The sequence below is a fragment of the Streptomyces sp. NPDC101152 genome (genome assembly GCF_044768275.1).
Classification (GTDB): Bacteria; Actinomycetota; Actinomycetes; order Streptomycetales; family Streptomycetaceae; genus Streptomyces.
In genome coordinates, this window is record NZ_JBIWPO010000040.1 from 55,999 (window position 1) to 75,737 (window position 19,739).

General features: G+C 67.9%; 26 protein-coding genes and 1 pseudogene. 24 read left to right on the forward strand and 3 right to left on the reverse strand.

Features of this window, described 5'->3' with window-relative positions; all coding sequences use genetic code 11:
* Positions 1–13: 13 nt before the first annotated feature.
* From ACIRVK_RS34490 to ACIRVK_RS34530, 9 genes and pseudogenes are all read left to right on the forward strand, one after another.
* Entirely contained in the window at positions 14–1,105 is a 1,092-nt protein-coding gene (locus ACIRVK_RS34490; RefSeq protein ID WP_404254153.1) for an AAA family ATPase, read from the forward strand.
* Between the two features lie 29 nt (positions 1,106–1,134).
* The gene (locus tag ACIRVK_RS34495; RefSeq protein WP_404254155.1) at positions 1,135–2,265 is read left to right on the forward strand and encodes a PD-(D/E)XK nuclease family protein; all 1,131 of its coding nucleotides are present in this window, start codon (positions 1,135–1,137) and stop codon (positions 2,263–2,265) included.
* Between the two features lie 86 nt (positions 2,266–2,351).
* Positions 2,352–3,332 carry a helix-turn-helix domain-containing protein gene (locus ACIRVK_RS34500; protein ID WP_404254157.1) on the forward strand — a complete coding sequence of 327 codons (981 nt, stop codon included), beginning with the start codon at positions 2,352–2,354 and terminating at the stop codon, positions 3,330–3,332.
* 105 nt (positions 3,333–3,437) lie between these two features.
* A complete protein-coding gene (locus tag ACIRVK_RS34505; RefSeq protein WP_404254159.1) occupies positions 3,438–3,887 on the forward strand; it encodes a hypothetical protein in 450 nt (149 codons plus the stop codon).
* A gap of 84 nt (positions 3,888–3,971) precedes the next feature.
* Positions 3,972–4,622 carry a hypothetical protein gene (locus tag ACIRVK_RS34510; RefSeq protein WP_404254161.1) on the forward strand — a complete coding sequence of 217 codons (651 nt, stop codon included), beginning with the start codon at positions 3,972–3,974 and terminating at the stop codon, positions 4,620–4,622.
* Positions 4,622–4,840 carry a hypothetical protein gene (locus ACIRVK_RS34515; RefSeq protein ID WP_404254163.1) on the forward strand — a complete coding sequence of 73 codons (219 nt, stop codon included), beginning with the start codon at positions 4,622–4,624 and terminating at the stop codon, positions 4,838–4,840. Before ACIRVK_RS34510 ends, ACIRVK_RS34515 begins: the two co-directional genes overlap by 1 nt.
* Positions 4,837–5,001 (forward strand): hypothetical protein, encoded by a 165-nt coding sequence (locus ACIRVK_RS34520; protein ID WP_158711587.1) that lies wholly within the window; start codon positions 4,837–4,839, stop codon positions 4,999–5,001. The genes ACIRVK_RS34515 and ACIRVK_RS34520 overlap by 4 nt, the downstream gene beginning before the upstream one ends.
* A gap of 59 nt (positions 5,002–5,060) precedes the next feature.
* Positions 5,061–5,543 (forward strand): hypothetical protein, encoded by a 483-nt coding sequence (locus ACIRVK_RS34525; RefSeq protein WP_404254165.1) that lies wholly within the window; start codon positions 5,061–5,063, stop codon positions 5,541–5,543.
* A gap of 69 nt (positions 5,544–5,612) precedes the next feature.
* A pseudogene (locus ACIRVK_RS34530) lies at positions 5,613–6,131 on the forward strand (DNA cytosine methyltransferase); the annotation flags it as partial.
* A gap of 108 nt (positions 6,132–6,239) precedes the next feature.
* Here ACIRVK_RS34530 and ACIRVK_RS34535 read toward each other — a convergent pair.
* Genes ACIRVK_RS34535 through ACIRVK_RS34545 form a run of 3 tightly spaced genes read right to left on the reverse strand, consistent with a single transcriptional unit; the run spans position 6,240 to position 10,117 of the window.
* Positions 6,240–6,887, reverse strand: a complete 648-nt coding sequence (locus ACIRVK_RS34535; RefSeq protein ID WP_404254166.1) for a DUF6000 family protein — start codon at positions 6,885–6,887, stop codon at positions 6,240–6,242.
* Between the two features lie 12 nt (positions 6,888–6,899).
* The gene (locus ACIRVK_RS34540; protein ID WP_404254168.1) at positions 6,900–8,987 is read right to left on the reverse strand and encodes a tyrosine-type recombinase/integrase; all 2,088 of its coding nucleotides are present in this window, start codon (positions 8,985–8,987) and stop codon (positions 6,900–6,902) included.
* On the reverse strand, positions 8,984–10,117 hold the full coding sequence (locus tag ACIRVK_RS34545) for a tyrosine-type recombinase/integrase (RefSeq protein ID WP_404254170.1): 1,134 nt from the start codon (positions 10,115–10,117) through the stop codon (positions 8,984–8,986). The genes ACIRVK_RS34540 and ACIRVK_RS34545 overlap by 4 nt, the downstream gene beginning before the upstream one ends.
* An 87-nt stretch (positions 10,118–10,204) precedes the next feature.
* On the opposite strand from ACIRVK_RS34545, the gene ACIRVK_RS34550 reads away from it, so the two are divergent.
* From ACIRVK_RS34550 to ACIRVK_RS34620, 15 genes are all read left to right on the forward strand, one after another.
* The gene (locus tag ACIRVK_RS34550) at positions 10,205–11,125 is read left to right on the forward strand and encodes a DNA cytosine methyltransferase (protein ID WP_404254172.1); all 921 of its coding nucleotides are present in this window, start codon (positions 10,205–10,207) and stop codon (positions 11,123–11,125) included.
* Positions 11,122–11,574, forward strand: a complete 453-nt coding sequence (locus ACIRVK_RS34555; protein WP_404254174.1) for a hypothetical protein — start codon at positions 11,122–11,124, stop codon at positions 11,572–11,574. Before ACIRVK_RS34550 ends, ACIRVK_RS34555 begins: the two co-directional genes overlap by 4 nt.
* A 19-nt stretch (positions 11,575–11,593) precedes the next feature.
* The gene (locus ACIRVK_RS34560) at positions 11,594–12,298 is read left to right on the forward strand and encodes a hypothetical protein (RefSeq protein ID WP_404254176.1); all 705 of its coding nucleotides are present in this window, start codon (positions 11,594–11,596) and stop codon (positions 12,296–12,298) included.
* A 140-nt stretch (positions 12,299–12,438) separates the two neighbouring features.
* A complete protein-coding gene (locus ACIRVK_RS34565) occupies positions 12,439–12,642 on the forward strand; it encodes a hypothetical protein (RefSeq protein ID WP_404254178.1) in 204 nt (67 codons plus the stop codon).
* Positions 12,639–12,863 carry a hypothetical protein gene (locus ACIRVK_RS34570; RefSeq protein WP_404254180.1) on the forward strand — a complete coding sequence of 75 codons (225 nt, stop codon included), beginning with the start codon at positions 12,639–12,641 and terminating at the stop codon, positions 12,861–12,863. Before ACIRVK_RS34565 ends, ACIRVK_RS34570 begins: the two co-directional genes overlap by 4 nt.
* Positions 12,803–13,543 (forward strand): hypothetical protein, encoded by a 741-nt coding sequence (locus ACIRVK_RS34575; RefSeq protein WP_404254182.1) that lies wholly within the window; start codon positions 12,803–12,805, stop codon positions 13,541–13,543. Before ACIRVK_RS34570 ends, ACIRVK_RS34575 begins: the two co-directional genes overlap by 61 nt.
* Before the next feature lie 116 nt (positions 13,544–13,659).
* Entirely contained in the window at positions 13,660–13,962 is a 303-nt protein-coding gene (locus tag ACIRVK_RS34580) for a hypothetical protein (RefSeq protein WP_404254184.1), read from the forward strand.
* Between the two features lie 81 nt (positions 13,963–14,043).
* Positions 14,044–14,439 carry a hypothetical protein gene (locus tag ACIRVK_RS34585; protein WP_404254186.1) on the forward strand — a complete coding sequence of 132 codons (396 nt, stop codon included), beginning with the start codon at positions 14,044–14,046 and terminating at the stop codon, positions 14,437–14,439.
* Positions 14,436–15,497: a PP2C family protein-serine/threonine phosphatase gene (locus tag ACIRVK_RS34590; protein WP_404254188.1), complete on the forward strand. Its 1,062-nt coding sequence runs from the start codon at positions 14,436–14,438 to the stop codon at positions 15,495–15,497. Before ACIRVK_RS34585 ends, ACIRVK_RS34590 begins: the two co-directional genes overlap by 4 nt.
* Positions 15,498–15,596: 99 nt before the next feature.
* Positions 15,597–15,944, forward strand: coding sequence for a hypothetical protein (locus ACIRVK_RS34595; protein WP_404254190.1), 348 nt, complete (start codon positions 15,597–15,599; stop codon positions 15,942–15,944).
* A 36-nt stretch (positions 15,945–15,980) separates the two neighbouring features.
* On the forward strand, positions 15,981–16,286 hold the full coding sequence (locus ACIRVK_RS34600; protein WP_404254192.1) for a hypothetical protein: 306 nt from the start codon (positions 15,981–15,983) through the stop codon (positions 16,284–16,286).
* Positions 16,283–16,882, forward strand: coding sequence for a hypothetical protein (locus ACIRVK_RS34605; protein WP_404254194.1), 600 nt, complete (start codon positions 16,283–16,285; stop codon positions 16,880–16,882). The genes ACIRVK_RS34600 and ACIRVK_RS34605 overlap by 4 nt, the downstream gene beginning before the upstream one ends.
* Before the next feature lie 66 nt (positions 16,883–16,948).
* Positions 16,949–18,007, forward strand: coding sequence for a hypothetical protein (locus ACIRVK_RS34610; protein ID WP_404254196.1), 1,059 nt, complete (start codon positions 16,949–16,951; stop codon positions 18,005–18,007).
* 265 nt (positions 18,008–18,272) lie between these two features.
* Positions 18,273–18,461 (forward strand): DUF4314 domain-containing protein, encoded by a 189-nt coding sequence (locus tag ACIRVK_RS34615; RefSeq protein WP_404254198.1) that lies wholly within the window; start codon positions 18,273–18,275, stop codon positions 18,459–18,461.
* 68 nt (positions 18,462–18,529) lie between these two features.
* Entirely contained in the window at positions 18,530–19,393 is an 864-nt protein-coding gene (locus ACIRVK_RS34620; protein WP_404254200.1) for a hypothetical protein, read from the forward strand.
* The last annotated feature ends 346 nt before the right edge of the window (positions 19,394–19,739 follow it).

The window sequence follows — 19,739 nt, forward strand, 5'->3', positions numbered from 1 at the left end:
TTGGAGCCAGATCGTGAACGCACCAGCGGGCGACGCAAAGCCGCCCGCCGTCAAGCTCAAGACCCGCAAGCCAACAGGGATCGTCCCTTGGCCCCTTCTGCTGATCGAGGGGGAGGAGGGCGCCGGCAAGACGTACTCGGCCGCCCAATTCTCCGGCAGCAAGCGCATCGGACAGATGTACTGGATCGACCTCGACGAGGGATCAGCCGATGAGTACGCGGCGATCGAGGGCGCCAACTACGAGATCATCGACCACGACGGGACCTACCGCGACATCCTCGAACAGGTCGAAGCCGTGGCAGCCGAGGCCCGGCGTGCAGCAGCCGCCGGGAAGCCGCCCGTCGTGCTGACCATCGACTCGGGGTCGGCGTTGTGGCGGATGCTCACCAACTGGACATACGAGCGAGGGCGTCGAAGCCGGAAGAACCGGGCCCTGCTCCAGGAGGACCCGGACGCCGCGTACGACATCGGCCGAAACCTGTGGAACGACGCCAACGAGCGGTGGAACAGAATCATCTACCTGCTCCGCACACTGCCGGGCATCGCCATCGTGCTCGCGCGAGGCAAGCAGGTCAGCGCCACCGACGACAACGGCCAGCCGATCTCGAACCGGTACGAGTGGAAGGTGTCCGCCCAGAAGGATCTGGGATTCGACTCGTCGTGCTGGATCCGCATGAAGCGCAACGCCGACCCCCAGGTCATCAAGGTTCGGTCGCTCCGGATGTGCGTCGAGGAACGCAAGCCCCTGACGCTCCGGGACTTCAGCATCGAGGACCTGGTCTTCAACAGGCTGGGGTGCTCCGTCCAGTCCCAGCCCCGCATCATGCCCGCGCTCGTCGGCGACCTCGTTCAGCCCTGGCTCACGCGCATCGCGGAGCTCGGCGACAAGGAGCAGCTGGGCGCGCTCTGGCGCAGCGTCCCGGACCCGGCCAACCGACTCAGCCGGGAGGAGATCGCCACTGTCCGAGCCGCCGCCGAGCAGAGAGCCGCTGAACTCGACACTCCTCGCCGGGAGATGGGGGAGGGGCCGCTGTCGGATGCCGAAAAGCTCCGCGCCGCCGCCAAGCGGAAAGCCGCCGAGCAGGACGCCGACGCCGAGCAGTGAGCGGCCCAACGACCTCTTGGAGAATCCCCATGTCCGTAGCCACTCTCGTCGACGGCGTCGCTCCCTCACTGTGGGACGCCGCGCACCACGTCGACGCCCGTCGACCGCGTTCCCTGCAGACGCAACTCGGTGCGTCCGACACCGTATGCGGTCGTCGGGCCGCCTACATCCTGCACGGCGCCACGCCGACCGATCACCCCGACAAGCGGGCGGCGATCCTTGGCACGTTCATCCACCACGGCCTGCTGGAATCCGCACGCACGGAGTACGGATGGCTGGTCGAGCGCAGCGTCCAGGACGACCTGATCAAGGGTCACGTCGACGTCATCCAGCTCGACAAGGCGACCGCAGCCCGAGTACCGGCTCGCCACAGACCCGAGATACCCGCCGACGTGCTCACCGTCGAGGACGTGAAGACCAAGTCCACTTACCTGTGGGACCGGGTCCTTCGCTACGGCGCCACCGCCGCCGAACTGCGGCAGGTCCATCTGTACGCGGGCGCGCTCTTCGAGGTCGGGTTCGAGGACGTCCCCGGCCAGCGATACCTGGCCCGCCTGGGGCCGCTCGACGTCGGACGCATCCGCTTCCGGTTCATCAACCGCGACAGCGGCGCCGAGCACGTCCAGGAGATCGACTTCGACCCGCAGCGTGCCGCAGAGGCGCAGTGGTGGGTCGAGCGCGTACGCGAGACCAAGGACCCCGACGAGATGCCTCGGGACTTCCACGGGCCCGGTCTCGACGCCATCTGCGACTACTGCCCTTTCCGGTCGCTGTGCTGGCCGGGCACGGCTCCGGGGGTGCCCGAGCAGACGGCGCTCATCCACAACGACGCCGACCGTGAACAGGCCCTCGCCGACTACGTCAGAGGACACGAACTGGCCAGCGAGGGCGACAGGATCAAGAAGTTCGCGCGCAAGAAGCTCGACCAGTCTCCCGCCGGGACCTACGGCCCCAACAAGCTGTCCTGGCGCGGCGGCAACGACGAGGAGAAGGACGACGTTGAGGCAATGGTCGACCTTCACGAAGTCGCTGGCATCCCGGTTCCCATGACGCCGGACACCAACCGCATGCTCAAGAACCTCAAGGCGGCAGGACTGGCCGTCCCTCAAAGGAAGACCGGCAAGAAGACTCCCAGGGTCATCAACGTCACGCCGGCCTGACACGAGCCCACGCACAGCAGCCCCGCCCGGACGACCGGGCGGGGCAACCCGTCCTGCCGTCGTGCTGTACCGCCCCAAGAGGAACCGTGTCCATCCAACTGATGATCGCTGCGGCGTACTTGCCGCCCGAGAAGCTCACCCAGAGCCAGAAACTCGCCCTCATGAAGATCGCGGACAGTGCCGACGACGAGACTCGCCTCGCTCGGCCCGGTATTACCCGCCTCGCTGCGTGGGTCGGCGTGACCGACAAACGGGCGATCACCATCGTCACGGAGCTGATCGCCAAGGGCCTCGTCGAGCGCGTGGAGACCGGCAAGGCGGGACGCGCGGCGGTCTACCGGCTCTTCCCACTCGGCATACCGCCGACGCCGACCACGCCGGAGCTCAAGGAGCGCCTGGAGGCCCGCAAGGCTGCCCCGAAGAACACCAACAAGGCCCGCTCCGGAGTTGCGCGTTCGGCCCCTGCGAAGCCTGCGATGACCTATCAGGACGTCGAAGACCGCGAGGCTGCTCGTCGAGAGAAGGCCGAATCGCCGCAGGCCGAAGCTGGGTTCCACGGGGGGAACCCCGGCGAGGAGGCAGGGTTCCACGGGTGGAACCCAGACGGGCAGGACAGCAGGGTTCCACCCGTGGAACCCGGTGAGTTTCACGGGGGGAACCCACTGGGTTCCAGCGGTGGAACCCCTTCCTTTCCTGCTTCTTCCTCTGTCCTTCCTTCCCCCCCTACCCCCACGGCTGACGCCGCGGGGGAGGCCGTGTCCGCTCCACCAGATGACTCCGCCCAGGAGCGCGGGGAGCCGCCTGAGGGTTGCTCGAAGCACCGGGGGCGCCCCGCTGCCTCCTGCCGTGGGTGCGGCACCAACCCGCGCGCAGGGCGCCGGAGGGAGCAGGAGGAGGCCAAGGACGAGGAACACCGTGAGCACGGGCGCTTCTGGGTCGAGTGGCACGAGGAGGCCGCCAGGCGCCGCCTACGGGTCGAGGAGAACCCGGACGCGACCGAAGAGGCACGCAGAGCTGCGCGCGAGGCCGTACGAGCACGGAAGGGCGGCAGCCAGCGAAAGACTTAGGCACCCGAAAGAAAATTTCACCAGGAATATGGACACCTCCAGGAATGCATATAGAATAGAACCAGATGGAGGGGGAGGGGCCCCCTTTTCGACCGGAAGGACGACATGAACTACCTGCCCATCCTTCGCCGCTGTCGCAAGGGTGCGCTCGTGCTCGACAACGGGGCTGCCGCCCGTGAGCGGATTCACGGTCTCGCCGACCGCTACCGCCAAGACCCCGAGGGTGTCGGCGACATGCTCATCCAGATCGCCGACCTGAAAGACCTGGTCGACTGTGAGCGCCACCTCGGCGGGCTCGGCCGCGCCAAGCTCGTGAGGGACGAGATCGTCGGCGAACTCCTCGACGACGTCGGCGGCGCCGAGATCCACTTCGACCACCGCGTGAACCATCAGGCGCTCATGCAGGCCCGCGACCTCGCTCACCAGGCGCTGGACATCGCCGATGTCGCCGGCCAGCGCGCCGACGAGCTGGAAGCTTCGGCCGCCCGCGCCCGTCAAGCGCGCGAGGAACGGCGCAAGACCCCCCGCCTGGTGTTCGTCACCCGCCCGCGGTGAGCACGTCCATGTGTATCAATTTTGGCCTGAGATAGATCCCAACTCTGTACTGTTGGCTGGCCACGACCTCTTGGAGAAGGAACTGTGAGCAACGAACTGGCGCCGCTGGCCCCGATGCCCGTGCACAACAACACCGAAGACCCGCTCTGGCTGGCCGTGTGGAGCGCCTACGAGCCGGTCATCACCGCGCTGCGCCGCATCCCGCTCGTGACCAACGTCGAGTCCGGGAACATGTTCGCCATCACCGCCGAGCTCACCGACGGCTCGTATCTGTGGATCTCCTCGGTCGAGGACCTGCCCATGGACCCGGCCGCGCTGGAGGGCTTCCAGGTCAAGCGGCTCCACGACGACAACCCGAACGTCGACGAGGTGTTCTACGACTCCACCGACAGCGGAGAGCAGTCGGAACACGGCAACAACACCGTCCCGCTCATCCAGGCCATCACGGCCTTCGTCACCGAGCGGCGCCTCGCGCCACGCGTCATCGACCTGATCTCCGTCCGGCTCCGGGGTGTGTCGGCGCAGCGCCTGCCGGTGTCCAAGCTGCTCCACGGCCCTCTCACCGACACCAGCACGGCCCTCATTGAGTACGCCAACGTCGTGCGCGCCATGGCGGCGAAGGGCTGGACGTGCGTCCACGCGCAAGGCGGGACGGACTGGCCGCTCACCGTGTGGGAGCTGAACGACGAGGTCGGCATCCTCTACCTCGCGTCCACCGGACAGGTGATCGTCTGATGGCGGACACCGAAGCGATCCCGCAGAATCCGGCGGAGGAGACAGGCAAGCGCCCCTGCGCCTGCGTCATCGCCCACCCGCAGGACGAGGCCGAACAAGCCCGAGCCCAGGCCGCGTTGGACAACGGACTCGCGACCAACGACGCCCACGGGGTGCTCGTCGCGTGCATGCAGCTCCTTCAGCCCTGCCCGGCTCGCTACGAGGTGGTGGCGCGGTGACCGAACTGCACGCGCTGTACGCACTGCTCGTGCTCGCCCTCGGTGTCGGTGCCGGCCTCACCGTGATCGTCATCGCAGAGCTCCGCTGGGAGGCCCGCAGCCGGGACCCGCGCCGCACGACGCACGGCGAAGTCCACCGCCGCCACGCCGCCCACCGCTGAACGCGCTGCCCGGCCCGACTCTGGGCCGGGCAGCCGTAGACCTCTTGGAGAACGCCCCCGTGGGATACGACATCTACATCCAAACCTCCGACGGTAAGCCCGCCGAAGGTGACCAGAACTACTTTCGGTTCGCCTACACGGCGATGCCGCGCACGCTCGACGCAATGAACAATTTCGGGATGCTCGTCGAGCTGCCCATGCCGTCATACCCCCAGCTGACCGAATACGGGCTGGAGGGAGTGGACCACCGGCCCGGCACCAAGATCGACGAGAGCACGGCGAACCGCATCGCCGAGTTCCGGACCGCGTACCAGGCAGTCAAGGACGCTTCGGAGCCTGTGCCGACCGGAATACCCAGGTACAAGCTCTTCTACAACGACGCCTTCCTCGTGACGGTCGCTGAGATCACCGCCGCCCTCACCGCCTATGACGCCCACCCAGGCGTGGCCATCGCAGGGATGCCCGTGGGCGACCCGGTGTGGGGGCACTGGATCACCTTCCTGCGCCGTGCGCAGGCACACGGCGGCCTCCGCACTTACTGATCTCGGCTGACGCCCGGCCCCGCGACGTAGGGCCGGGCGCGCAGGACCTCATGGAGAACAACTACCCATATGGCCACCTGGATTGACCTTTTGTGTGGCGCGGGCGGCAGCAGCACTGGACTTGTCGAAGCCGGGCACGAGCTGTTGCTCGGCATCAACCACTGGCGGCTCGCGATCGAGACGCACGCCGCCAACCACCCCAACTGCGAGCACGCCGTCATGACGCTCAGCGACGGCTTCCCCATGCGCATGCTGCCCAAGGCCGACGCCCTGTGGGCATCCGTCATCTGCACCGAGATCAGCCCCGCGGGCGGCAAGCCCCGGGAAACCAACCAACTTGATCTTCTCGACCTGCTCGAGGAAGAACGCGACGAGTGGGAGTCCTTGACCAAGGACGCCTTCGAGGCGACCCGGGTTACCGCCTGGTGCGTGGTGCGAGCCGCTGAGGCGAAGCGGTTCAAGGCCATCGTCGTCGAGAACGTCATCGAATTCGGCCTGGACTGGGTCCTGTTCGCGACCTGGCTCCAAGCGATGGAGCTGCTCGGATACCAGTACCAGATCGTGTGCGTCAGCAGCGCCCACGTCGGTGACGAGGTCAACCTGCGCGCTCCGCAGTGGCGTGATCGGATGTACGTCGTTTATCTGGACAGTTCGAGGTTGTTCAGGGGTCTTTTCCCTCGGGCGTGTGTCACTCGATCAGGCGAGGTCAGGGTCCTTGTCGACGTAGGAGCTGAGCTCGTCGATGCGTTTCTTCTGAGTTGCGGCATCGAATCGCCCCTTGGCCCACTGCTGCCAGAGGCCGTCAGGTTGCAGAAACCGGCCGGCGTGGTTGGCGCCCCGAAGTTCATCGATGCGCAGGAGGGCGCCGAGTGCCCAGGGCTGGTCGTACTGGCAGTCGTCCCGTGGCAGGTAGTGGTCCAGATAGGCGGTGAGGATCTCGGCGTCCTGTTCGGTGCCAAGACGGGCGAGCGCGAAGCAGTAGCCCTGTCCGGCGTAGACCAGCTCGCTTGCCAGCAGCATCGTTCCGAGGCGCTCGCGAAACTGGTCGCGGCGGCTGATTCCGATCAGCCAGGCCGCGGTAATGCGCGATCGCCACTCGCAGTCGAGCAGGACGCCCAGCTCGTGGTCGGTGATCTGGTGCGCGTCCTCGACGAGCGCGCGCAGGAAGGTGGCCTTGTCTGGCACGTCGTGCCGAGCGAATTGTCCGCCCAGCAGTTTCAGGTAGCGCCGGTTGGCCCGCTCTCCGGGGGTGACGTAGCGGCGGATGGCCTCCATCAACTCGGGGTCGTCTTCCCTGGGGTATCGCATGACCGCATTCTCATGGGGCTGCTGCTGATGGTCCATGCGTTTGCGGTGTCAGTGGTCTTCGTCCGCGGCCTGGTGTGGCTCGCCCAGGTCATCCAGCAGACCGGCGATGCGGTCGGCGGTCCGCTGGTGGCGTTCGACCTCGCGGTCCCAGCCGCGGGCTTCCGCGTCGGCGACCAGCTGTCGCTCGACGCAGAGGCGATCACGCAACCGTGGCGCGTATTGCGGGGTGGTGATGAACTTCGCGCAGGTCAGGTAGAGCTCGCACTCGCAGGGGCCTTCCTGGGGCAGGCGCAGGCAGCGGCCGAGCTCCAGCTCGGTCTTGTAGAAGTTGCTCTTGAGCCAGTCCAGGGCGTCCTGGTCGAGGCGTCCGGCGCGCAGGGTGTCGGCGAGCGGGCCGGCGATGACCGCACCGGGCTGCAGGACGGCCTGGTAGTCGGCCAGGACCGTGGGGTCCGAGATGTGGGTGTAGGTCATCGACATGCCCGGGCTCTTGTGCCCGAGGACCTTCATGATGGTCTGCATGCGGGCGCCCTTCTCGGCGAGTTGGGTGCCCAGGGTGTGCCGGAAACGGTGCGGGTGGATCGCCGGTTTTCCTTCCCCGTTGAAGATCCCGAGCTGCTGGCAGATCTCGCCGAGTGGGTTGGCGAACAGGTAGTCGGGGTGGGCGAGTCCGCCGTTGCGCAGGAACAGGTAGCGCACCGGTCGGCCCAGGTCGGGGTCGTGGATGCCCCGGTCGGGCTGGGGCTCGCGCAGGGCGACGAGGGCGCGGATGGCCTCGGCCGCCTCCTCGTGCAGGGGGACGGTGCGCTCTTTGAGGGCCTTGCCGGCCGCCAGCCGCAGGCGAGGGGTGTCGTCCGGGTAGGCGTCCAGGCAGTCGAGGTGCAGTTTGCGGATCTCGGTGCGGCGGGCGCCGCTCCACCGTGCGACGAGCAACGCGCACCGCTGCAGCGGACATTGAAGCGCCCGGACCTGCTCCATCACGGGTTCGAGCTGATGCTCCGGGATGAAGCGCGGGACCTTCTCGATGCGGCGCGGCATGTCCGCGTGGGTGATCAGCGGGCGGGCCGGGACGTCGTCCCACTCGCCGAGGGCGGCATGGCGGAAGAAGACGGCGACGGTCGAGATGATGCCGGCGCGGTAGGCCGGGCTCAGCGGCTCGTCGGGGTGCTTGATCTTCCGCAGGCGGTTGACCGACTCCATGAAGGCGACCAGGTCTGCACGGTGTAGCTGGTCGAGGCTGTCGATGTGCGGGCGCTCGGTGTCCAGCCAGAGGCCGAAGCGCCGCAGTCCGCCGCGGGTACTGCTCATGGACTCGGGCCGCAGGACCAGGGCGCGTTCGGTCAGGAAGCGTTCCATGACGGCGTTGATCCGCGGCTTGCCGCTCAGCGAGGGCGGCGGGACGGCCTCCAGCCGGGGCGGGCGGGTGCCGATGATGCCGGCGTGGAACAGTGCCATGCCAGCTCGAAAGGCGCTGGTGCCCCAGGCCCCCTTGATGGTGGACAGACGCTCGGGGGCGATGACCTGGTCGATGTCCGGGATCTGGTCGAGATTCCTGATGGCCCGACGCATTTCCTCCACGTCGTCGGTGGTGATCGCGCCGAGGTCCGGGTCGCCGCGGTGCAGGACGAGCCGGATCAGGGCCCAGGGCAGGCGGAAGTTCTCCTCCCGGCGGGCGTGTCCGAGGGAGATCAAGCACTCCCGCATCGCGTCGACCTGCTGGCGCAGCGGCAGCCCCAACTGGTCGGCGATGAGGAACGGTTTGAGCACGCCGATACCCAGCAGCCATCCCCAGTCCAGGCGCAGCCGTCCGGTCAGTGCCAGGTAGATCAGGTAGTGGCGGGCGTTGAAGTTGATCCAGCCGACGGTCTGATCGAAGCCGTCCGCGGGGCCGCTGCGCTGGCTCTGTTCTTCTCCGGTGCGCCAGCCCAGGCGTTGCCGCAGCGGCAGGGCGAACCAGGCGGTCAGCTCGGGGTAGGTGCGCACGAAGCGCCGGTGGTAGGCGGCGTGCTTGGTGCGCCACTGGGCGCTGACGTCCAGCCGGGTGATGAAGGCCGTGTACTCCGCCATGGGGCAGTGGCGCGGAGTCTGGGGATCGGGGGCCGGCGATGAGGCCCTCAGCGACGGGTGCTGGTTCACGGCGTCTGCTCCCCGATCGCCTGGCGGTAGTCCTTGATGACGTCCGGGTCGCTGACGCGGGTGTAGACCTTCATCGAGTCCGGAGTCGCATGGCCCAGCCGGGTCATCAAGGTCAGCTCCCGCATCCCGCCCTCGAACATCCGCGTGGCGTGGGTGTGCCGCAGGCTGTGGGGCGTCAGCCAGGCGTCGCGGACTCCCGCGCGCGTGGCGGCCCTGGCGAACATCCGCACCATCCCGTCGTAACTCAGCGGCTCCGTGCGGCGTTTGCCCCGGCCGCCGACCAGGAAGACCCAGGTGATGTCGGTGTCGGTGGGCCGCTCGCGCAGCACGTAGTCGTTCAGCGCGGGCAGGGCCCGGTCCTCCAGCAGGTCCACGACGCGGTCCCGGCGCGACTTCTGCTGCACTCCCCGCGGATGGTCGTCCCGCTTGCGGACGGTGATCCGGCGCCGGCCGTAGGAGATGTCCTCCAGCCGCAGCCCGAGTACCTCGCCGGGCCGCAGCCCGCCCTCCCACATCACCTCCAGCAGAGCCCGGTCACGGCGGGTGCGCAGGGCGGTGAGGAGAGCGGCGTAGACCTCGGCGGTCATGGGCCGCGGCATCGCCTCGACCGTCTTCACCCGCAACACCCGGCGCACCGGGCGCTGTTGCGCCGCGTTGGCCAGCGGCGGCCGGTACCGTCCCGGGACCCGGGCTGCTGCTTGGTCGACGACCTTGACGATGGGGTTGTCCCGGCCCGTGTACTGCTCGCTGGCGATCAGGAACTCGTAGAACGAGGACACCGCCGCCATGATCCGGTTGCAGGTCTTCGCCGACAGCACCCTGCCTGCGGTGGTCGCGAGCCCCAGTTCCAGACGCTGGGCCCGGCGCGAGGAGGAGGCCAGTCGCAGCCACTGCAGAAACTCCATGGCCCGCGACGGCGTGAACTCCGAGGCCGTAAGCCCTATTTCGGTGAGGAACAGGAACAGCTTCTGCAGGTCGTGCGCGTACGCCCGCACCGTGTTGGGCGAGTACGCGCGGACCGCGAGCAACCGCAGGAACTCGTTGACCTCGTTCACGGGCTCGCCGGACGCATCGACCAGACGCACCTGCGGCTGGCCGGGTTTCGGATCGACCACCTTGATGACACGCACGGCCGGAACCCTATGCACAGTCGGCAGCACACACAGTCACCAGGAAGAGTGGACTGTCCAGATAACACCGTCTTCACCCTCAAGACCATGCGCAAGCCCGACCTGGAGCCCAGGCCGCTTGCTCCTTGCGTCGACTGCGGCGAGGACGTTCACGCGGTCCAGTCGTGGACCAGGACCGAGGGCCTGCGTATCGGGAAGTACCGGCGCGACTACATCTACCGCTGCCCCAACTCCCGCTGCCGCCACGCCATGGTCGAGCCGTACGTCCGCCCGGCCAGCAACATCATCGACTTCAGCGACCTCGGGAAGCGGATCGGCGACCGCAAGAAGCCCCTCGCGGACACCACCATGGACCGAATCCGCGCGGGCCGCAGCAAGTTCCCCTGGCGCCCGTACTCGATCTCGCTCACCCATGGCAAGGACGGCGGGGACAGGGCGTACGCCGTGGAGGACCGGCCTATGCCCGTCCGGACGGTGAAGCAGGGCGACGCGCTGCTGGTGCCGACCGGCGGCTCCTGGAACACCGACGCCGTCCCCCTCGACGTGCCGATGCGTACTCGCACCACCCGCGAGAGCGAAGCCCTGCTGACGATGGATCCGTTCATCATCGAGTACCGCAACCACGCCACCGCCAGCCCCGCGAGCGACCCGCTCAGCGTCGTCACCGCCCAGGGCAACCACCACGGCCTCGTCACGCACGCCGGCACAACCCCCGAGCATGCGCGGAACACCCTCGTCGTGCCGTACCGCAAGGCCGCGGTGAAGACGGCCGCCGAACCCGTCCACACCCTCTCCACCCGCGACTCAGCCGCTCTGGTGCAAAACGCCCCGGACATCAACGACTGCTACTTCCGGATGCTCAAGCCGCGCGAACAGCTCGAAGGGCAGCGGTTCCCCAAGAAGTACGTCGTCTACGGCAACCAGGCCGAGCAGACCGCACAGGCAGGCAACGCGGTCTCGGTGAACGTCGCCCGGTGGATCGGCCAGCGATTGGAGCCCGTCCTGTGACCGGATCACGAACCCTGATCGGCACCCACGTAACCTCCCACGCCCCATGCTTCGGCGATGAGGACTTCGCGGTTGCCGACGACAGATGGAAGAACGGCATCGAGCTGGTCGCCATCTGCGAACCCGTCCTCTACGTCTGCGGCGGCTGTCCCTACCGAGCCGCCTGCATCCGGCAAGTCGTCCCAGCCAAAAGCCTGTTCACCGGAATCTGCGGCGGCCGGATCTGGCTCAACGGCGTGATCATCCACGAGCTGCCGGACACCGACCCCACCGAGCTGCCAGTCCCGGTCATCCGCAAATCGTGCGGCACGGCTGCCGGTTCGCGCGCTCACCGCCGGGCCGTAGAGCAGCAATGCCCCCGGTGCCTGCCCTACTACCGCCCCGGTCCGAACCCACTGGACGCGGAGGAACAGGCCGCGCAGCAGCTCAAGCTCCCCGACGTTCCCTGACCAATCGAGAGGAATCGCAGTGAAGCACCTGACCGCCACATGCACCAGCACGCCGGACGGCTACCGGATTCGAGTTCTGGACGAGGACTACGGCGTCTACTTGGTACACCTCTTCTTCGACTGGGACAGCTTCCGCCCGGCCAGCGCCGGTCACCGGCTGATCGAGCACGGCTACATGATCCGACCCGACGCCCGAACCCCGAACGCAGTGAACGGCTGGAGAGAGGTCCCGGGCCAACCCGAAACCTGGTCCGTGCCGGTCATGCCGACGAACGGAGGCACCCCAGAGACGCACCCCATGATCACCGAGCGCCTCGTCGAAGCGGTCTCTCACTGGATGGAGGGACGCCACGACCAGGCCCAGGAAGTCCTGGCGGACCTCGCGCGGAACGGGACACCCTCGCTGATGTACGGCGTCGCGACGGGACTCGCAGTCATGGCGAAGGCGGCCTTGGCGAAGACGCAGGGACTCGATGCCGACACAGCGTCCTGGATCATTCTCACTTCCGACGGCAGCAGTCCCGAGGACATCCTTCCGCAGCCACACCTCTTCGCAGCCCGCTTCATCACCGCGTTCGCCAACGGGGACACCGCCACCACGCTCGCCCTCTACGGGGCCGCCTTCACTGCGCCGGACCCCGAACTGTTCTCCCACTGCCTCGAGATGCTGTTGGCGGCCACCGGTGAGGCAGTACGCGCCGCGACTCCGGGGGCCGACCGATGACCAGTTCTGCCACGTACTCGTCCGACGGACTGCGCCACGACGTTGCCGACCCGGCGACATGGAGCGTCCGGATCTGCGCGGGGCGATGCGGCACGTGCATCTTCCGGCCGGGCAACCTGATGTGCTTGGAAGAGGGACGCGTGGCAGAGATGGTCGCCGACGCCATCGCCCAGGAGGGTCACATCGTCTGCCACGCCACTCTTGGCACCGACGCCCCTGCCATCTGCGCGGGCTTCGCCGCGCACCGGACCGGCCGTGCCGCTTCCCTTGCCCTGCGCCTGGCCCGAGCCCGTGTCCTTCGCACTGTCTGGGTGCGCGTCGACACCAGAAAGGTGGAGTCGTGACCAGCGTGCTCGCCGTGCTTGTCCTGCTCGCGTGGGTAGCGGGGGCCGTGATCCTGGTGCACGCCTTCCGGAGGCTGCTCGCCCACGACCCGATCCTGCGGCTGCTCTGCCAACTGCGGCCGGGCGCCGTCGATTTGTACCTCGCGGTGGTCATCGTCGCGTGGCCGGCGGCGGTGGCAGCGAAGACCCTGTCGGACCTCGTCGACCGGGGCCGCAGGTGACCCATATCAAGCCGGGACGGATCTTCGAGGCCTGCGACCCGCGGGACAGCATCCGCATACGGATTGAGCAATACAAGCCGGGGGACATGCGCGCCCTGGTCGCAGACGCCGCGACCGGTCGGAGGCGCCGCCTCATGCTGATCTCCGCCTTGCACGCGTCGGCCTTCACCAACGCCGGCGTGCCCCGCCGGAGCGGATACGCCCCCGAAACAACAGAGTCGGCACCGCCCGCAGCAGTTCACCCGGTCGGCGTTCCGGGCGAGAAAAATCCGGACTGGTTCGAGGGGATGCCCGGACGCCAGTTCAGGGTCGCACTGCCGCCCCGGCTGACGCTCCTGAACGCCAACCAGCGGCTCCATCACCACAAACGCGCGGAGATCACCAGGGTGTTGAGGCGTGCGGCCTGGGCCGCCTCGCGCGCGGTGCCGCACCTGGAACGGGCCCACATCATCGGGGTCCTGCATCCCGATGACAGGCAGAGGAGAGACCCGGCCAACTGGTACCCCAGCTTCAAGGCGTGCGTCGACGGACTGGTGGACCGAGGCGTCCTGGCCGACGACGACCATACGCGCGTCGTCGGCCCGGACATGCGCATGGGGCACGTGGTCGAGGGAGCGCGGCTCGTCCTCCACATACGCGACGTCACACCTGCGGAAGTGGCTGCTGGCCTGCGGAAATAAAGCCCGTCGGTGATCAAGAAAATCCGTCGAAAATCTCACCCCGTCCTCGAGCGCATATAGAATAGAACCACAAAGGCCCGGGGGGCGGCCCCCTTTTCGAACCGTCAGGAGAGACCGTGACAGACCCCTTCAGTCCCGAGGGCATCCGTCGGCGCCTGAGCGCCGAGCAGATCAGCCCCGCCCAGGCGGACCGGCTGGCCGAGGCCATCGTGGAGTCCCTCCAGCGGACCTGCAAGGAGTGGTTCCCCGGCACCGACTGCGACAACTGGCGGCAGATGCTCCCCGAGCCGCTGCTCGACGTCCTGGTCCAACTCCTCACCTGGGGCGAGGACGGTCAAATCGTGGCCGACTACATGCCCCCCGCCGCAGCCACCTGCATCTTCCTGGATCTGCAGAACCGTCCCATCCCCGTCGGCTGACGCCGTCAACGACTCCGCCCGGCGACCGGTGACCACCGCATCCCGGCCGCCGGGCGGCCTTGCGCCAAGGAGGTATGTGAAGTGCAAGACCCCTGCCCACTCGCGGACCGGCGGGTGTGCGAGGCCACCCGCAACCTTGCTCTCGCCGTGCTGAGACGCATGGCCGTGACCGCGGTTGCGATCGAGCCGCGCATCAGGACTCTCGTCGCCACCCGCAACGACCCCGGCTACGCCTTGTGGCGTCTGCACGGCGATGACGGACGACTCCTCCTCCGGTTCGACCTGCAGAAGCCGCCGGACCCGATCTGGGACAAGCTCACCACTGATCTGTGCCTACTCGCGCAGCTCGCGGACCTGCGCACGCACCCGCCCGGCTACTACTACGTCCACCCACTGGCCGACCCGCGTGACGTCGCGGTCCTTCTTCCCGCCAACCCCCGGGGCCTACCCCCGCGCACGATTGGACCTCTCCAGTGATCGCCACGACACCCGCCCTGCTCGTCTCCCCGAATGGCGAGGTCGAAGAACTGCTGCTCGACTCGCGCCACGTCGACCAACTCCGCTGTATCGGCTTCTACGTCGAAGCCCCTCGTGCACACCAACTCGGCCGCCGGGCGGTGGTCCACGCCGGACACGGTGCCGAGTCAGTGAACAATGTCGCCCGGCAGGCCTGGATGAGCATCACCGGGGGGAGCCGGCCGCCCCTTCTGCGAGGCCCCGTCGTGATCACCGGCGCAACCAATCATGCCGGCGACCTCACGCCCTTGTCCGAACTCAGTGCCGAGGCAATCCAGCGTGCAGCGGGTCTGCTCTCCGGGGCGACGACGACCATCGGCTTCAAGGTGAGCGCCGTCCAGCACCGCGGCGGCCGGAACTACCAGTGCGACGCTTACGCGATCAAGCGGAACAAGAACACCGGCCGGTGGGCCTTCGCCGTCCTCGACGGAATCGGCGACAGGCCCCAAGTCCGCCACTTCGCCCAAAGGTTCGCCCACCTCATCGCCCGGGAAGCAGCCCGGCACGGCAGCCCTGCCCGCGCCCTCGCGGCGGCGCGAGTGCAGGCCCGCAACGAACTGCGGTGGGAATTCGACCCGAGCGCCGTCGCCGTCGTTGCCGTGGCCGACCACCGGTCGCCCCTCATCCACGTCGCCTGGTGCGGGGACGCGCGGGCCTACCGACTGGCCCCGATCGGCATATCCCAGCTCCTTACCGACGACCACAACTACGCCCAGGACTTGCGCAGACGAGGGCGCACCCCCGGGCCGTACGACCGGAACTTCATCACCTCCTGCCTGATGAACGGCGACATCGGCACGGCCACCACCGAGAGAGGTCACACGCGCCGACTGCTGTTGTGCACCGACGGCGCGTACGCGCCGCTCGAGGAACGAGGTCAAGACGTCGGCGGAATCCTCGACCTCGCCGACGACGCGAAGGACGCCGCAGCCCTGGTCGTCGACGACGCGATAGCCGCCACCGCGGAGGGGTTCCCCGACAACGCCACTGCGCTCGTCGTGGACGTCACTCAGACCTGACGCTCCCCTTTATCCGTCCGAGAAGTGGCCGACCCCTACCCAGAATGCACATAGAAAAGAAGCATTCGGGGCGGCTCGCATCTGCAACCGGAGGTACCCATGTCCGCCCGCCCCGCGATACCGAAACTCAACACGCCCGAACACCACTTCGGCGCCATGTTTCTGATCCTCATCGCCCGCTCACCGGACGACGAGACGCTGCACGCCGCCCTGCGCCTCGCCGAAAACGCCGCCGTCGCGGCCTGGGCGCTGCGCCCGGAGGGGCTGACCACCCTCACCGTCGAGCAGTACCGGCAGCTCCTCGACTACACCGCCGCCTCCCAGGTCTTCGACCTGGCCCTGTTCCTAGGCGGCGACAGGAAGCAGATCCGAACCCTCATGGACTACATCGCCGGAGTGATGGCGGAAGTCCACACCCGCTATCCCTCTCCCAACCCCCAGGCCTGACAAGCCTGTTGGCCCGCAGTGCCCCAAAGGAGAACCGTGACCAGTCCACCCGACCCGCAGTGGTGGGTCATCTACCACGAAACCACCCCCATCGAGATGACGATCACCGCTGTCGAACTCCCTCCCAGCGACGACGCCGCCCACGACAAGCGATGCGCCGGACTGGAGGCATCCGGCCAACTCGCCTATGTCATTGCCGCGCCCGACCAAGACGCCGCCGCCGAGATCGCCGGCCGGATCTGGGCCGAAGAACTCGTCACCAACCCGGCACGCCATGCCGCCGCAGAGGCCTACCTCGCCGCCAACCGGCGGCCCAACAAACCTCATGGGAGAACGACATGAATCCCGACATGCTGAACGACCTGTGCGCAAGCGTCGTGAGCCGCTTGAGCCTCCGCCCCACCACGGTCGAGGCCGCCCTACTGGTCACCCTTCACCACTTCAGCGGTGAATCCCGCAACCCCGCCGTCGCCCACATCGGACTCACGCCCGAGCAGTACGTCCTGCGGTCCCTCTCGACCCCCCGCTTCGAGGCCACCCTCGCGAGTGCCGCCCTCAAGGCCGAGGGCCGAGAAGCCGACGCCCGCCTGAACTGGGAGGCCTTCGTACAGCGGGAGCAGGAAACTGCCAGGCTTGCCCACGAGGCCATACCGAAGACGGCTCTCCTCGCCGACATCGACGCCATCCACCGGATCGGCCGTCAGCTCGGCCTCTGCGGTGAGTGCACGGACCATCTCGTCTCCGGCGTCGTGCTCACCCTGGCGCTTGGATACCCCTACCGCGTCGCTGATCAACAGCACCTCAGCCTCACAGACCTGCTCGCCCAAGTCACCACCGAGGAACTGACCGAGCTGTTGCGGCACGCCGCGCACTCGGCGACGGGTCGCACAGAAGAGGCTGCCGCCACGCTCCGGCGCATGCAGCGCGCAGCGCGCTGACCTTCCCCCGTGGCGGCCCATGGGCAGCCACGGGATGCCTCGATCGAACCGAATCCAGGAGACCGCATGAGCCAACTCGACCTGTTCGCCGACATCGGCGACCCCGAAGAACAGCCCGCCCAGGCCGCCCCCGCGGCACCGCCCCTCAGATTTCTCACCGATCTGCCGCCGGCGCCCCAGCCCGTCACGGTCGCCACCCGGCCCCGCTCCGCGCTCGCCGCAGTCAAGCGAACACTGGGCCACTACCGCCCGTCACAGAGGAACCCGCACGCCCACGCCTTCGACCTGGCAGAGGCCGTCAGCTCTGCCTGGCACCACGCGCACGGGGGGAGCCGCATCGAAATCCCCATTGGTACGGTCGCCGCGCTCGCCCTATGGCCCCTGCGCGGACCGGACGCGTACCTCGCCGCCGACTGGTGGCTCAGCCTCGACGATGCCGACCTGCTGGCCGCCTTCCGTGAGTGCTGGGCCCGCATGTGGATCATGCGACCCGACCTCATCGACCGAGCCACACCTCTCCACAAGTGGGTCGACGACGAGAAACCCGATGCTCGGCGAGCCGCCGCCGTACGAGCCGTTGTCGAGGCCGCGATCACCAACGGGCTCCTGCATCTGACCACCAGCAACGACCCTGATCTCCGCTCCACCACGGACGTGATCGGAGCCCTGCTTGCCGTCATGCGCTCCGAGGGTGCTCACGACGCACTCGCGGAGATACACACGCCGCCGGACGTCGCCTACCTGATGGCCAGGATGCTGCTCGATGACAAGCCGCTTGAGCCCGGCATGAAGTTCGACGAGCCCGCGGGCGGGACCGGTGGCATGTACCGCGCCGCCGTACAAGTCATGCGCGAACGCGGCATCGACCCGCACCAGTTCGGATGGTCGCTGACGGATATCGACCCCCTCGCGGCGGCGGGCGCCGCCGTCAACGCGATCCTCTGGGACCTCGGCCCGCACGTGCTCATCGGGTGCGGCGACACCCTGCATGAAGGCAACGTGTACGCGAGGGCCGCCCGGGAGGCGCTGGAGTCCCTGGAGCGGCGCGATCGACTGCACTCGCAGGCGGTCTTCCTCGCGGCCATCAAGAAGGTCGAAGCTTTGGCACGCGATGTAGCAGCCTGACCTGCGGAAATTGCCTTATTCGATCTTGAGCTCCCCCCTGGGTGCATATAGAATAGCACCAAAACAGGAGGGGAGTCATGGAAGGGCCGCCGTTCACATTCCCGTACTGCCGCAGCCACGACGTCCGGTGCCAGGAGCCGGGCTGCGACGCCTGTGCATGCGACCACTGCTTCGACTGTGGAGCCTGCCCCACCGAGGCGTGCGACCACGACGCCTAGCAGTCGGCCGAGCACCACGTCCACAACACATAACGACTGGAGCGCAGATGACCTACAAGAAGGGCGACCGCATCGCCCTCGTGCACACCACCGACTCGCACACCGGGCTCAAGCCCGGCGACGAAGGCACCGTCCACCGGTTCGACGGCAGCCTCTCCATCCTCTCCGTGGATTGGGACAGCGGCTCCACCCTCTCGATGCTCCTCGACGACGGCGACGAAGTACGTCCCGCGTAGCCGCACCGGGCCCGCCCTCGCGGGGGCGGGCCCGCCGCTTCACCCGCAGACCTCTTGGAGAAAGACACATGCTCATTACCGACGCCGCAGTTCGAGAAGCTGCGGCCCACCTCGCCCAAAGCCTCGGCGGAGACTGGGCGATCGACACCACGGCGCCCGCCGACGGCGCAGCCCACCTCGTCTACGGCGACGGGCGAGGCATCAGCTTCCGCCCCATCTTCGGCGGAACCACCGTCCAACTCTGGATCACCGGCAGCACCGTACCCCCGCTCCCCGAGGACGCCACCCTGGCCGACCACGCCCTCCGCGAAGCGCAACTCACGGCACGCCTGCCCGAAGGGCACCGCTACAACAAGGCGACCACCCTCGTCACCGAAACCGACGAAGATCCGGAACTCATCATCCTGCGCACCCTCGAAGACGACCTCCTCCCTGCCTTTGACCACAAGCCCCGTTACGTCGGCCACCGGCCCTGGATAGACCTGTTCGACAAGGCGCTCTCACAGGTAATGGATGAAGCCCCGCCGGCCACGGACACCTCGCTGCGCGCCTGTGGCCCCGAAACCCACACGACACCGCCCGACGTCGGTGAGGACGCCGAGCCCACGACCGACACCGAATCTGGCCCTGTCGCCGACAGCGACCCGGTGATCGAGCCAGATCCAATCCCGGCGCCCGACGGTGACCAACAGGCCGACAACCCCGCGGCTGACGAGGTTCAGGAGGAAGGCTCGTCGCCCGCCGAAGAACCCGCCACCGAAGTCACGCAGCCCCCCAGTGCCGGGCCCGAAACGGACTCCGCCTTGGAGCCGAAGCCCTCCGGCGAGGCCAGCGGCGAAGCGGATACTCAACCGGCAGCCGAGACCAGCCCCAGCACACGGCGCCCACGCAGCCGTACCCCCAAGCGCCGTCCGAAGACCAACTCCACCTGACCATGTACCACTCGACCAGGGAGCGCGGCCCGTGCCGCGCTCCCTCCTGGGTTTGTAACCGATGGTGGGAGCCGTGTCGGTCTGTGTCTCATCGGCATGGATCACCCGGCGCGCACCAGATGACCTTCGACTTCGCGTTGAAACGACATCCCATATGAGGCTCTGGTCCGAACGCCTGACCGGCGACGATGCCCCAACGTCACATCATCGAGCGACGACAAGACCGACAGAACGTCACATCCCGCACGCTCGGGAGTGTAAATCTAACGGCGGATCCGACGATCATGGGAGAGACGTCAAGTGACTGATACCGCCGTGGAGTTGGAGACCGTGGAGCCTGTCCAGA